This window comes from Marinobacter sp. (genome assembly GCF_052094685.1).
Lineage (GTDB): Bacteria > Pseudomonadota > Gammaproteobacteria > Pseudomonadales > Oleiphilaceae > Marinobacter.
Genome location: NZ_JBQDKB010000012.1, coordinates 24,870 through 37,699, shown reverse-complemented (window position 1 = coordinate 37,699; position 12,830 = coordinate 24,870). Strand labels below are relative to the sequence as shown.

The following is a 12,830-nucleotide window of genomic DNA, read 5'->3' as shown; positions in this document are numbered from 1 at the left end:
AGGCCGTTGGCCTTCAAGGTGTTGCCGGTATCCACGATATCGACAATTTCATCCGCCAAGTTAAGAATCGGCGCCAGTTCCATCGCACCATAAAGCTTGATGATATCTGCTTGGCGCCCTTGCGCCGCGTAATACTGGCGGGCCAGGTTGACGAATTTGGTCGCCACACGAATACGCCCAACAGGAGGGGTTTCGCCTTTGGGGCCGGCTGTCATCAGGCGGCAACGGGCAATATTCAGATCCAAGGGCTCATAAAGCCCTTCCCCACCGTGCTCCATCAGCACGTCCTTGCCAGTTACCCCCAAATCCGCGCCGCCGTACTGCACATACGTAGGCACGTCGGTTGCGCGTATAACGAGTATGCGCACATTCGGATGAGTGGTGGGGAACACCAGCTTTCGTGATTTCTTGATGTCATCGACCAGCTCAATCCCGGCTTCCGCCAGCAATGGCAGGGTTTCTTCCAGGATTCGCCCCTTCGACAAAGCGATGGTAATGAAATCTGTCATGCGTCCTTCCGGTTTCCCGTTTGTGTCTGTCACGCTGGCAAGCGACGGATACTGCCACCTAGCAGCTGCAGTTTTTCTTCAATGCATTCGTAACCACGGTCGATATGGTAGATGCGATCAATAATGGTGTCGCCATCTGCCATTAAGCCTGCAATAACCAAACTGGCGGACGCCCGCAGATCTGTTGCCATAACCGGTGCACCCGTCAGGTGATCAACGCCTTTGATTATTGCGGCATTGCCTTCAAGAGTGATATCCGCACCCATGCGGGTAAGCTCCTGCAGGTGCATGAACCGATTCTCGAACACTGTCTCAATAATGGTGCCGGTGCCCTCGGCCACTGCGTTCATCGCGGCGAATTGGGCCTGCATATCGGTAGGAAACGCCGGGTAAGGCGCTGTACGAATATTGACCGCTTTTGGGCGCTGGCCTTTCATGTCCAGCTCGATCCAGTTATCGCCCGAGGTGATATGTGCGCCGGCTTCTTCAAGCTTTAGCAATACCGCATCCAGCAGATCCGCGCGGGTATCCTTCAGCTTTACCCGGCCACCGGTCGCAGCGGCTGCCACTAGGTAGGTGCCGGTTTCAATTCGGTCTGGCAATACGTTGTAGTGGCAGCCGTGCAGGCGCTCAACGCCTTCGATTTCAATGGTCGAGGTACCGTGCCCGGTAATCTTCGCGCCCATGGCAATCAGGCACTCTGCCAAATCCACCACTTCCGGCTCGCGGGCCGAGTTTTCGAGGATGGTCTTGCCATCGGCCAGCGTTGCAGCCATCAACAGATTTTCGGTGCCGGTTACCGTCACCACGTCCATGAAAATGTGCGCGCCTTTCAAGCGCCCATTGGTCTTGGCTTTGATATAACCGTTTTCCACGGTGATATCCGCACCCATTTGCTCAAGGCCCTGAATATGCAGGTTTACTGGCCGGCTGCCAATGGCACAACCACCGGGCAGAGACACTTCAGCTTCGCCAAAGTGTGCAACCAGCGGGCCCAGCACCAAAATAGAGGCACGCATGGTTTTAACCAGCTCGTACGGTGCGTGAAAGTGCTTGATGGTATTGGCGTGAATCTCCACGCTCATTTTCTCATCAATCATCAATTCCACACCCATGCGGCCCAGCAGCTCAATCATGGTAGTCACGTCGTGCAGGTGCGGCAGGTTGCCAACGGTAACCGGCTCATCCGCCAACAGGGTCGCTGCCAGAATTGGGAGAGCAGCGTTTTTGGCACCGGAAATCCGGATTTCGCCGTCCAGGGGCTTACGGCCCCGGATTAAAAGTTTATCCACAATAGTAATCCTGTTGTGTGCGAGCAGTTTAACCCTGGCGCGCAGCCCATTCAGCCGGTGTAAACGGTTTGGGGTGAAGGGCGTGAATAGTGCCATCCATTATTTGCTGGAATAGCGCCTTGTTGATCAGTTGCTGCCGCTTGATGGTCGATAGACCCTCAAAAACGTCACCTACGACTACCACCATATAATGGTTACCGTCGATCTGTACCTGCACCTCGCAATCGGGCAGCGCTTCTTTGACCAGCTCGGTGACTTGGGTGGCATCCATAGTAAATCCTCGGGTATTTTGAAATCAGGGGCGGGATTGTAACCAATCCTCGAGGTTGCTCAAAGCGGCAAGAGAAACGAGGCGGTCTGGCGCCCCGGTAAAAGACAGAGAAACACCCTGTTTTTCTGCCAATCGGCTCCAGCACAAAAGCATAGAGAGGATAACGCTGTGGGCCGTAGACAAGCCATCAAGCGCAACCGCCAGATTGCCATTGGCAGCTTTAATCAGCCGCTCGCCCTCAGCACGCACCGGGGCCACGTTATGGGCATCGATTGCACCTGAGACACGGAGCACCCCCGCCTCCTGCTGCACACAGGGAGCCTCTGCATTCATGATTTGTTCACTTCGTCTTCCAGGTTGAGGGATTTCACAGCATCACTCCAGCCATCAATCACAGGCTGAACCTGTCCGCGATTGGCTTCCATTTCCTGGGTAAATCGATCCCGGAAGGAAAGGCCTATATTGACGCCTTCCACAATCACGTTTTCCATCATCCAATCGCTACCTTCTTTGCGGTGCATGGAGTAGGTCACGGAGTGGCGATTGCCAGACGCGGTAATCACTTCCATGGCCACGGAGGCGCGGTTGTCATTCTGTGGATTAATTGTGGCGTCGTTCACGTTGATCTTGAAGTCTTCGGCGCTCACCAGAGCCTGGGCGTAGCTGTCAAAAAGGCTGCGCTTGAACTTCACTACAAACTCATCCCTCTGCTCAACGGTTGTCTGGCGCGCATAACGGCCCATCACTCGGGCGGCAATCCTGCGAAAATCAACGAAGCCGTCTAGTGCCTCATCCATACTTTTATAAAAAGCTTCCGGATCGCGTTCATAAAGCCCGCGCTCTTCACTGAGTTTGTCCACAAGGCGCTGAGTATTATCATCTACATACTGCTGCAGATCTTCTTCTGGCCCAGCCTGGGCGAATGTTACACAAAACACTGACAGGGTCAGTACTAGGAAAAACCGTTTCGTTATTGCAATCATGTGCGCTCTCCTGTTCTGTCACATAGCCGGTCGATCGGCTTACTTGCCAGATGCGAAATTACTGATCAGCCGCTCAATATTCATGGCGGACTGGGTGGAATAAAACGTATCGCCGGCCTTGAGGGAGTCCATTTCGCCGCCAATGGAAATATCAATGTACTGCTCACCCAGCAGGCCAGATGTACGTATTACTGCAGCGCTATCTGCCGGAATATTGTCCACGTCGCCATGAATAGACATGGTTACACGGGCTTGGAATGTTTCCTTGTTCAGGTTGATAGACTCGATACTGCCCACCGTTACGCCCGCCATGGAAACCCTGCCCCGGGGCGTGATGCCACCGGTGTCATTAAAATCTGCGTAGATGGTATAGGTGCTTTGGGCGGATTTTGGCGACAGCCCGCTTACCTGCAGCGCCAGAAACAGCAGCGCAGCCAACCCGGCGAGCATAAACAGGCCAACTGTGATGTCCGTTGTTCTTTGTGTCATTACCGGCTCCCGGTGTTATCTTGTCAATCGTTGATCAGAAGTTGCCGAACATTACGGCAGTGAGCACAAAATCCAGCCCCAGCACGGCCAGCGAGGAATACACTACGGTTTTTGTGGTGGCCGAGCTGATTCCTGCCGATGTGGGTACACAATCATAACCCTGGTAAACCGCAATCCAGGCGCAGACAAAACCAAATACAACGCTTTTGATGACGCCGTTTACGACGTCATCCCAAAAATCCACAGAGGCCTGCATATTGCCCCAGTAGGAACCTTCAAACACGCCTAGCCATTCCACGCCAACCAGCATGCCGCCCCAGATGCCCACCATCGAAAAAATGATAGCCAGTATGGGCATGGCGATAAAACCTGCCCAAAGCCGGGGCGCTATAACCCGGCGCAGTGGGTCCACACCCATCATTTCCATGCTTGAAAGCTGCTCGGTGGCTTTCATCAGGCCAATTTCGGCCGTGAGCGCCGAACCTGCGCGCCCGGCAAATAGCAACGCAGTTACCACTGGCCCCAGCTCGCGCACAAGTGTTAGCGCAATCATCTGGCCAATGGCCGCCTCAGAGCCAAAATCACTAAGAATAGTGTAACCCTGAAGACCGAGAACCATACCGATAAACAGCCCGGAAACCACCACAATGGCCAGCGACAACACGCCAACCGAATAAAGCTGTTTCATTAAAAGCGGAAAACCGGTGGCCGGGCGCGGAACGCCTGACAGCACGCCAGTGAGAAAGCGGCCTGCGCGACCAAAAGAAACAACGAGTTCTACCCCGCTACGCCCGAAGGACGCAATTCTGTCGATCACAAAACACCTCCCGCGAGCCCGAAATCCCCAGACGCCGCCGAAGAGGGGTAATGAAATGGCACAGGGCCATCCGGATGGCCTTGCAAAAACTGCTGCACCTGCTCTGAGGGATGCTCTTGCAGCTCAGCTGGTGTGCCGGCGCCAATCACTTTTCCATCTGCAATAATACAAGCGTAATGGCAAATACTCAGGGATTCTTGTACATCGTGGGACACCAACACACTGGTCAGGCCCATGGAACTGTTCAGATCGCTGATGAGCTTCACCAACACGCCCATGGCGATCGGATCCTGGCCGGTGAACGGCTCGTCATACATGATCAGTTCTGGGTCTAGCGCAATACTGCGTGCAAGGGCAACGCGCCGGGTCATGCCACCCGAGAGTTCAGACGGCATCAATTGACGGGCACCTCGCAGCCCCACAGCCTCAAGCTTCATCAGCACAATGTCGTGAATCATGTCTTCAGGCAGTTTGGTGTGCACGCGCATCGGGAAAGCCACGTTCTCGAATACACTCAAATCGGTAAACAGCGCACCGCTTTGGAACAGCATGCCCATTTTTTCCCGCAATGAGTAAAGCTCTTTGCGACGAAGCTTAGGTACTGAGTGGCCATCCACCGTAATATCGCCAGAGTCTGGCCGAAGCTGACCACCAATCAGTCGCAGCAAGGTGGTCTTTCCGGTGCCGCTGGGCCCCATGATGGCGGTGATTTTTCCACGGGGAATTTCCAAGGACACACCATCAAATATACGGCGTCCAGAGCGGGAGAATACAATGTCCTTCAATGAAATATACGAGCGCAAACTCATAGTCCTTAACCTTTCAGAGAGCGGCTACATTATGCGAAGGAGCGCCCAAGCTCAATCGATGGATTCTAAAATGAATTGATAGCAATAGTCAGCGGCACTGGATTTTCTACAAAACCCCTACTGAAATCTCTAGTGAATATACTGTAACCAGACTGTTCAGCTTGCGGGAAATGTTATACTTCGCCAACCTAATCGCAATCCCGTCTTTTCAAATAGATTTTCATCTAGAAAACGTCAACGAGAAAGCAGGTTCTTCGCCCAATGACTGAACAAGCAACAGACGACTTCCGGAACTCCGCACTTCAGGCTATCCGCATTGAGCGAGATGCCATCAGCGCCTTGGAAAACCGCATCGACGACCATTTTATTCGCGCCTGCGAAGTCATCATGGCATGCAAAGGCCGCGTTGTTGTGACTGGCATGGGTAAATCTGGGCACATTGGTCACAAAATTGCGGCCACTCTTGCCAGCACCGGAACCCCCTCATTTTTTGTTCACCCTGGGGAAGCCAGCCACGGCGACATGGGCATGATAACCAGCCAGGATGTGGTTATCGCCATCTCAAACAGCGGCAACACCAGCGAAGTGGTTACCATTTTGCCACTTATCAAACGTATGGGCGCACCTCTGATCAGCATGACAGGCAACCCTAACTCCACACTGGCAAAAGAGGCTGCAGCCAATCTGGATGTTAGCGTTGAAGCAGAAGCCTGCCCACTCGGCCTGGCGCCTACGTCCAGCACCACAGCAACACTGGTGATGGGTGACGCCTTAGCCGTTGCCTTGTTGGACGCTCGCGGCTTTAGTGCAGAAGACTTTGCCTTTTCTCACCCAGGCGGCAGTTTAGGGCGCAAGCTCCTGCTGCGGGTCTCCGACATTATGCACACTGGCGACCGTATCCCCACGGTAAGCGAAGACACCATCCTTAGTGGTGCTTTGCTGGAGATATCCCGCAAAGGGCTTGGCATGACCACCGTTGTAGACACTAACGGCACCATGACGGGCATTTTCACCGACGGCGACCTGCGCCGCATCCTGGACAAGTCCACCGACGTGCACACCACTCCCATGCGGGATGTGATGACACGCAACGGCAGAACCGTTCAACCAGACCAACTGGCTGCAGAAGCGCTCAACGTTATGGAAGGCCTGAAGATCAACGCGCTTCCAGTTGTTGACGGCCAGGGCACACTGGTCGGAGCAATCAATATGCACGATCTGCTACGTGCCGGCGTTATTTAGGGGTAAGGCTGATGAGCAGTGATGTTGCACAGTTAAAGAACCCACTGGCGGAAATCTGGTCAGAAAATCTGTTGACCAAGGCAAAGCACATCAAGCTTGTAGCCCTCGATGTTGATGGCGTCATGAGTGATGGCAAAATCTACTTCAGTGCCAAAGGCGATGAGCTAAAAGGCTTCAACATTCTAGATGGGCTGGGCCTGAAGCAAATCATGGCAGCGGGCATTACAGTTGCCGTTATTACGGGCCGCAGCTCACCGCTAACCGAAAAACGCATGCAAGACTTGGGAATCTCCCATTTGATGCAGGGGCGCGAAGATAAAAAGATTGCCCTGGAGGAGCTGGCAATCACCCTGGACATACCACCAAAGGCCATAGCCTATATGGGCGACGATTTGCCTGACTTGCCAGCTATACGCTACGCAGGCCTTGGCGTGACGGTTCCAAACGGATATTGGCTGGTACAAGAACATGCGGACTACTGCACCCAAGTTAACGGAGGTAACGGCGCGGTACGAGAGCTTTGCGACCTGCTGCTGACCGCCGGAGGCCACTTGGGCGCAGCACTAGCGCCCTATCTGGAACCATAACCATGGCAGAGATGGCAAAAAAGAACGCAAAAAACAGTCGCCTTTCCGCACTGGCTATGGCAAACAAGCCCCGGTTGCGCATGTTTGCGCTAGCCATCACCCTTGCTGTTGCGGTTTTTCTGCTGTGGCAGAGCGACGAGCCACCAGCCACCAGCTACAGTGAAGCAAGACAACTCCGGGGCGTAGCAGAACCAGATGGTTTTGTGATCAACGGCAGTTACACCTCTTTCGATGAAACAGGCCATCGTAAGATCGTTTTTACAAGCCCGCGTATTGAGCAGTTTGAAGAAGATGATTTGGCCACAATGGAATCGCCCAGCGCAAAACTGTTTAGCGAGACAGGGGATGGACCCTGGATTCTGAACGCTGAGAAAGGCCGCCTGCAACAGAGTGAAGACCGACTACACCTCTCCGGCGACGTTCGTGTTGTGCGCACCATTGGCGACCGGGAAGCAACGCTGGAAACCCAGAGCCTGACCCTGGACAACCGCCAAGGCATTGCCTTCACTGATGACCCGGTAAAAATTACCGATCTTACGGGCATTACCCGAGCAAAAGGCATGAAAGCGTGGATCGATGAACGTATTCTGGAACTCAATTCCCAGGTGAAAGGACACTATGAAACCGTTAGATAATCCCATGCATAAGCTACTAACTGTCATTCTTACAACAGTCCTTGCCAGCCCGGCTATCGCCTTTGACCTTGATTCTGACAAGCCGATCACCGTCAGTGCCGACAACGCTCGCCTGGATGACAGCCAAGGCATAGCAACCTACACAGGGGCGGTTGAGCTGGTTCAGGGCGAAACCCGCCTCACAGCAGAACGCGTGGTTCTTTACCGAAGCGCGCAAGGCCTCAACCGCATTGAGGCAAACGGCACACCTGCCCGCTACCAACAGCCTGTCACCGATGGCGCAGGTGAAACCGATGCCAAGGCTAAAAATATCACCTGGTCTGCCACCGACAAACAGCTCACCTTTGAACGGGAGGCGGTGATTGAGCAGAATGGCAACGTGTTCCGTGGCGACATTATTCATTACGATACCGAGCAGCGAGTGGTCACTGCAGAAGGCAGCGCGGATACTGGCTCTGGCCCAGGCCGCGTTGAGATGGTCATCCAGCCTCGCAGTGGCACTATTAGCAACGACTCCGGCAACTAACAGCAGACAACAGGGATCCGATGGCAGTTCTCAGAGCGAGTAACCTGGCAAAAAGCTATAAGCAAAAAAAAGTCGTTATCGATGTCTCGCTGGAAATTCGCAGCGGGGAGATCGTCGGCCTGCTCGGCCCGAACGGCGCCGGCAAAACCACCTGTTTCTATATGATCGTAGGGTTGGTAAACGCCGATAACGGCCGTGTAACCATCGACAGCCAAGACATTACGCCCTTACCCATGCACGGTCGAGCCCGCAAAGGCATTGGTTACCTGCCGCAAGAGGCCTCTGTGTTCCGCAAGCTTTCTGTGCGGGACAACATCATGGCGATTCTGGAAACCCGCAAGTCGCTCAGCCGTGCAGAACGCCTGACCAAGCTGGAGCAATTGCTGGAAGAGTTTCACATTACCCACATTCGCGATAGCGTGGGCATGGCGCTTTCCGGTGGCGAGCGACGCCGGGTGGAAATTGCCCGGGCTCTAGCCATGGAGCCCGCCTTTATTCTGCTGGACGAGCCGTTTGCCGGCGTAGATCCAATCTCTGTGAGTGATATTAAACAGATCATTCGCCACCTTCGGGACAAGGGCATAGGCGTACTGATCACCGATCACAACGTACGCGAAACACTGGATATCTGCGAGAACGCGTACATAGTATCTGGCGGACATATTATTGCATCCGGAAACTCCGAGACCATTCTTGCCAATCAGCAGGTTAAAGAAGTGTATCTTGGCAATGAATTCCGTCTGTAGGGCCGGCTTTTCGGCACCGCAACGCACCCGTTCGATTGTTTTGCTGACCCGGAGCAAGTAAACTCGGCAAAGAACTTGCTAGGGTAACGTTATATAGCGGCAAGTGGCCGCCATATAAAGATTTTTTAGCCAAAGCGAGAAATTCAGAGTGGGTAGAGTGACGGATCCTGAGCGATGGTTATGAAAGCCTCTTTACAATTAAAGCTGGGTCAGAGCCTGACAATGACGCCCCAGCTGCAACAGGCAATCAGGCTCTTGCAATTATCGACCCTCGATCTTCAGCAGGAGATTCAGCAAGCCCTGGAATCCAACCCCTTGCTGGAAGCCCCGGAAGAGGACGATCACGAGGAGGCGCCGTCAGCAAACGACGACCAAAACCAGGCAAACACCTCAAACGAAACCGTCTCCGATACAGACTCAGACGCTTCCAACTCCGACTGGGATGAGAGCGAAAACGGCCCCGACTGGCAATCTGAAACCGAAATCCCAGACACGCTCCCTGACGATCTTCCCGTTGATACCGCCTGGGACGATGTTTACCAGTCTGCCCCGGCACCGGCTGCTCGGAACGACGACGAAAACGATTATGATTTCGAAACCCGGAACTCGCCCAGCGAAACCCTGCGGGATCACCTTGAATGGCAATTGAATCTTACGCCTTTGAGCGAGCGGGATCAGGCCATTGCTCATGCGCTGATGGATGCCGTAGATGAGCGGGGCTACCTCACCAGTCCGGTTGAGGACATCTACGCCGGCCTAGCGGACGATTCCGATGAGGATCCTCTTGAACTGGATGAAGTAGAAGCCGTTTTGCGTCGGCTGCAACACTTTGATCCACCCGGGGTTTTTGCCAGAGATCTTCAGGATTGTTTGCTGATCCAGCTTAACCAGCTGCCACCAGAAACCCCCTGGCTCCCACAGGCGCGACTGGTGATCACCCACTACATAAACCTGCTGGGCAATCGTGATTACGCTCAACTGCTTCGCCGTAGCCGACTTAAAGAAGACCAGTTGCGCGATGTACTCGCCCTGATTACCGGCCTCAACCCGCAACCTGGCGACATTATTGATCGAACCGAACCGGATTACGTGATTCCCGATGTCATCGTGCGCAAACACAACGACCGCTGGCGAGTGGAGCTGAATCCTGATATTGCGCCGCGCATACGCGTGAATGCCAGCTATGCTTCATTAATAAAGCGAGCGGACAGCAGCGCGGACAACACCTACCTGCGAGACCAGCTGCAGGAGGCAAAGTGGTTTATCAAAAGTCTGCAAAGCCGAAACGAGACACTATTAAAGGTCGCTACGCGCATTGTTGAATACCAACAGGGTTTCCTGGACTACGGGGAGGAAGCAATGAAACCGCTGATCCTCTCAGACATCGCCCAGTTAGTGGAAATGCACGAATCCACCATTTCTCGTGTAACCACGCAAAAATACATGCATACACCGCGGGGCATTTTTGAGCTGAAGTACTTTTTCTCCAGCCACGTCAGCACCGACGAAGGTGGCGAATGCTCATCAACGGCTATCCGCGCCATGATCAAAAAACTGATTGCGACAGAAACACCGAAAAAGCCGTTGAGTGACAGCAAGATTGCGGCCATGCTGGGTGAACAAGGAATTAAGGTGGCGCGGCGTACGGTTGCAAAATACCGAGAGGCGATGCACATTCCGCCCTCAAACGAACGCAAGCGTCTGGTTTAGGGCCTGGCGCTTTTCACCAACATATACGAATTTCGCAGGCGCATTCGTGTGCTTGCACACCGTACCGGCTCCCCCGAGCCGGAGTGGATGACAATAGGAGACGTCTATGCAACTCAACATTTCAGGTCATCACGTAGAGCTGACTCCCGCATTGAAAGACTATGTATCCGAGAAATTTGAACGGCTGGAACGGCACTTTGACCATATCAGTAACTGTCAGGTGACCTTGGAAGTGGATAAAGTTCGTCAAATCGCAGATGCTACGCTCCACGTGGTTGGTGGTGAGATTCACGCAAAGGCGGAAAATGAGGACATGTACGCAGCGATCGACGGCCTCGTCGACAAGCTTGATCGTCAGATCCTCAAACACAAAGAAAAGAGTGTGGATAGGATGCAGGGAAACATCGCCCGCTAGGCGATTGTTTTCAAGCATGTCATCTAATCAGGCTGCGACACGGAGAACGTGCCGCAGCTTTTTTAACGGAAACACGGTCGATTCATGAGTGACACATCCCTCACAATAGACAACATTCTTGCCCCGGAGTTAACCCTGTGCAAGGTGCCCGCGTCCAGTAAAAAGCGGGTTCTGGAGTTCATTGCCGAGCAGATTCACCAGCACAACTCGGCTCTCAGCGAAGGCCAGATATTCAATAACCTGATTGCCCGAGAGCGCCTGGGTAGCACCGGAATCGGCCAGGGAATCGCTATTCCTCATTGTCGTCTGGAAGGGCTCGAACAGGTTATTGGCGTATTAATGACGCTGGAGGAAACCGTCGAATTCGATGCAATTGACAACCAACCGGTAGATCTTGTGTTTGCACTTGTTGTGCCCAAGGAAGCCACCAGCGAGCACCTTGAGTTACTGAGCCAGCTTGCCGAGAAATTTAATGAGCGCGCTTTTTGCGACCGTCTCAGGCAGTGCGAAGACGCACCAGCGCTTTACCAAAACATGACCGCGGCAAGCGTCTAATACCCACTCTGGCAACAGGCTGTTTCATCATGAAGCTGATCATCGTCAGTGGCCGCTCCGGCTCCGGCAAGAGTACTGCTCTTCACGTATTGGAAGACTTGGGCTACTACTGTATTGATAACCTGCCTATCGGGCTTCTGTTCCCTCTTACGCGGGAGGCGGCAGACCAGAGCGCGCCCGGGCGGCTCGACAAAATGGCGGTCAGCATTGACGCCCGCAACCTGTCTGCTGAGCTGGCCAATTTCGAAGAAATTTACCGCAAGCTTCGCAAAGCCGATATCCAGGTTGAGATTATTTACCTGGATGCCGACGAGCAATCCCTGCTGCAACGATTTCATGCCACGCGTCGCAAACACCCACTGAGCGATGACAAAACCTCTCTCAGGGAAGCTATCAGCAGCGAAAAAGATCTTCTCGAACCACTTTCCAAGCTGTCGGATCTCTACATCAACACCAAAGGCCTGTCGATGTACGAGCTGCGGGATATGGTGAAACAGCGTGTGGCCGGCCGAAAAGATCAGGAACTGGCGCTGTTGTTCCAATCTTTTGGCTTCAAGCACGGCGTACCGCTGGATTCCGATTACGTGTTCGATGTGCGCTGTCTACCGAACCCATACTGGGATACCAGCCTGCGCAAATTTACAGGCATAGACCAGCCGGTTATTGAGTTTCTTGAGAAAGAATCCGCAAGCCACAAAATGGTGAACGATCTCATTGCGTTTCTGGAAAGTTGGATCCCCTCTTTTGCCGACAGCAATCGCAATCGCAGTTACATGACCATTTCTATTGGCTGCACCGGCGGCCAGCACCGGTCGGTTTATATCTGTGAACAGCTGGGGCGGCATTTCCGCGAACACAGCAGCAATGTGCAGGTACGTCACACCGAGTTGCCGCATCTGCAGGCCCGGAAAGAGGTCTGATTTACCGTGATCCGCCACCCCATTGTGATTATAAATAAACTTGGCCTACACGCCCGAGCCACTGCAAAACTGGTTGCCACCGCCTCACAATTCAACAGCACCGTGAAAGTCTGCGGCAAAGGCCGTGAGGTAGATGCAAAAAACATCATGCAGGTGATGATGCTTGCGGCCAGCAAAGGTACCGAAGTGGAACTGGTGGCCGATGGTTCAGATGAACAACACGCTATCGACGCCCTCACCGCTCTCATTAACGACTATTTTGGGGAAGGCGAATAGTCCCCCTTTTTCACGGCAAATCCTTGCAACTCTTTCTCACGTACATTG

Annotated in this window: 18 protein-coding genes; 10 read left to right on the top strand and 8 right to left on the bottom strand. The window is 53.6% G+C overall.

The window, feature by feature from the left end; all coding sequences use genetic code 11:
* The 8 genes from hisG to ACTH3S_RS04335 all read right to left on the bottom strand — a co-directional run.
* Positions 1-509, bottom strand: a 509-nt coding sequence (hisG, locus tag ACTH3S_RS04370; RefSeq protein ID WP_441807804.1) for an ATP phosphoribosyltransferase, incomplete at its 3' end; no start/stop codon positions are given.
* A 29-nt stretch (positions 510-538) separates the two neighbouring features.
* A complete protein-coding gene (gene murA, locus ACTH3S_RS04365) occupies positions 539-1,801 on the bottom strand; it encodes a UDP-N-acetylglucosamine 1-carboxyvinyltransferase (RefSeq protein ID WP_441807803.1) in 1,263 nt (420 codons plus the stop codon).
* 28 nt (positions 1,802-1,829) lie between these two features.
* On the bottom strand, positions 1,830-2,072 hold the full coding sequence (locus tag ACTH3S_RS04360) for a BolA family protein (protein ID WP_441807802.1): 243 nt from the start codon (positions 2,070-2,072) through the stop codon (positions 1,830-1,832).
* A gap of 24 nt (positions 2,073-2,096) precedes the next feature.
* Positions 2,097-2,405: an STAS domain-containing protein gene (locus ACTH3S_RS04355; protein ID WP_441807801.1), complete on the bottom strand. Its 309-nt coding sequence runs from the start codon at positions 2,403-2,405 to the stop codon at positions 2,097-2,099.
* Positions 2,402-3,055: an MlaC/ttg2D family ABC transporter substrate-binding protein gene (locus ACTH3S_RS04350; RefSeq protein ID WP_441807800.1), complete on the bottom strand. Its 654-nt coding sequence runs from the start codon at positions 3,053-3,055 to the stop codon at positions 2,402-2,404. The genes ACTH3S_RS04355 and ACTH3S_RS04350 overlap by 4 nt, the downstream gene beginning before the upstream one ends.
* Positions 3,056-3,094: 39 nt before the next feature.
* Positions 3,095-3,544 (bottom strand): outer membrane lipid asymmetry maintenance protein MlaD, encoded by a 450-nt coding sequence (mlaD, locus tag ACTH3S_RS04345; protein WP_441807799.1) that lies wholly within the window; start codon positions 3,542-3,544, stop codon positions 3,095-3,097.
* Positions 3,545-3,578: 34 nt separating this feature from the next.
* Positions 3,579-4,361: a lipid asymmetry maintenance ABC transporter permease subunit MlaE gene (mlaE, locus tag ACTH3S_RS04340; protein ID WP_441807798.1), complete on the bottom strand. Its 783-nt coding sequence runs from the start codon at positions 4,359-4,361 to the stop codon at positions 3,579-3,581.
* Positions 4,358-5,170, bottom strand: coding sequence for an ATP-binding cassette domain-containing protein (locus ACTH3S_RS04335; RefSeq protein ID WP_441807797.1), 813 nt, complete (start codon positions 5,168-5,170; stop codon positions 4,358-4,360). Before ACTH3S_RS04335 ends, mlaE begins: the two co-directional genes overlap by 4 nt.
* Positions 5,171-5,431: 261 nt before the next feature.
* Between ACTH3S_RS04335 and ACTH3S_RS04330 the strand changes: the two genes are divergently transcribed.
* The 10 genes from ACTH3S_RS04330 to ACTH3S_RS04285 all read left to right on the top strand — a co-directional run bounded on the left by ACTH3S_RS04330 (position 5,432) and on the right by ACTH3S_RS04285 (position 12,782).
* On the top strand, positions 5,432-6,412 hold the full coding sequence (locus ACTH3S_RS04330; RefSeq protein ID WP_441807796.1) for a KpsF/GutQ family sugar-phosphate isomerase: 981 nt from the start codon (positions 5,432-5,434) through the stop codon (positions 6,410-6,412).
* A gap of 11 nt (positions 6,413-6,423) precedes the next feature.
* Positions 6,424-6,999 carry a KdsC family phosphatase gene (locus tag ACTH3S_RS04325; RefSeq protein WP_441807795.1) on the top strand — a complete coding sequence of 192 codons (576 nt, stop codon included), beginning with the start codon at positions 6,424-6,426 and terminating at the stop codon, positions 6,997-6,999.
* A 2-nt stretch (positions 7,000-7,001) separates the two neighbouring features.
* Positions 7,002-7,634 carry an LPS export ABC transporter periplasmic protein LptC gene (gene lptC / locus ACTH3S_RS04320; RefSeq protein ID WP_441807794.1) on the top strand — a complete coding sequence of 211 codons (633 nt, stop codon included), beginning with the start codon at positions 7,002-7,004 and terminating at the stop codon, positions 7,632-7,634.
* On the top strand, positions 7,618-8,160 hold the full coding sequence (lptA, locus tag ACTH3S_RS04315) for a lipopolysaccharide transport periplasmic protein LptA (protein ID WP_441807793.1): 543 nt from the start codon (positions 7,618-7,620) through the stop codon (positions 8,158-8,160). The genes lptC and lptA overlap by 17 nt, the downstream gene beginning before the upstream one ends.
* Before the next feature lie 20 nt (positions 8,161-8,180).
* Entirely contained in the window at positions 8,181-8,906 is a 726-nt protein-coding gene (lptB, locus tag ACTH3S_RS04310) for an LPS export ABC transporter ATP-binding protein (protein WP_441807792.1), read from the top strand.
* 174 nt (positions 8,907-9,080) lie between these two features.
* Positions 9,081-10,616 (top strand): RNA polymerase factor sigma-54, encoded by a 1,536-nt coding sequence (locus tag ACTH3S_RS04305; RefSeq protein ID WP_441807791.1) that lies wholly within the window; start codon positions 9,081-9,083, stop codon positions 10,614-10,616.
* Positions 10,617-10,722: 106 nt separating this feature from the next.
* Positions 10,723-11,031 (top strand): ribosome hibernation promoting factor, encoded by a 309-nt coding sequence (gene hpf / locus ACTH3S_RS04300; protein WP_134037037.1) that lies wholly within the window; start codon positions 10,723-10,725, stop codon positions 11,029-11,031.
* Between the two features lie 84 nt (positions 11,032-11,115).
* Positions 11,116-11,586: a PTS IIA-like nitrogen regulatory protein PtsN gene (gene ptsN, locus ACTH3S_RS04295; protein ID WP_441807790.1), complete on the top strand. Its 471-nt coding sequence runs from the start codon at positions 11,116-11,118 to the stop codon at positions 11,584-11,586.
* Between the two features lie 29 nt (positions 11,587-11,615).
* On the top strand, positions 11,616-12,506 hold the full coding sequence (rapZ, locus tag ACTH3S_RS04290) for an RNase adapter RapZ (RefSeq protein WP_441807789.1): 891 nt from the start codon (positions 11,616-11,618) through the stop codon (positions 12,504-12,506).
* A gap of 6 nt (positions 12,507-12,512) precedes the next feature.
* On the top strand, positions 12,513-12,782 hold the full coding sequence (locus tag ACTH3S_RS04285; protein WP_441807788.1) for an HPr family phosphocarrier protein: 270 nt from the start codon (positions 12,513-12,515) through the stop codon (positions 12,780-12,782).
* Positions 12,783-12,830 lie beyond the last annotated feature (48 nt).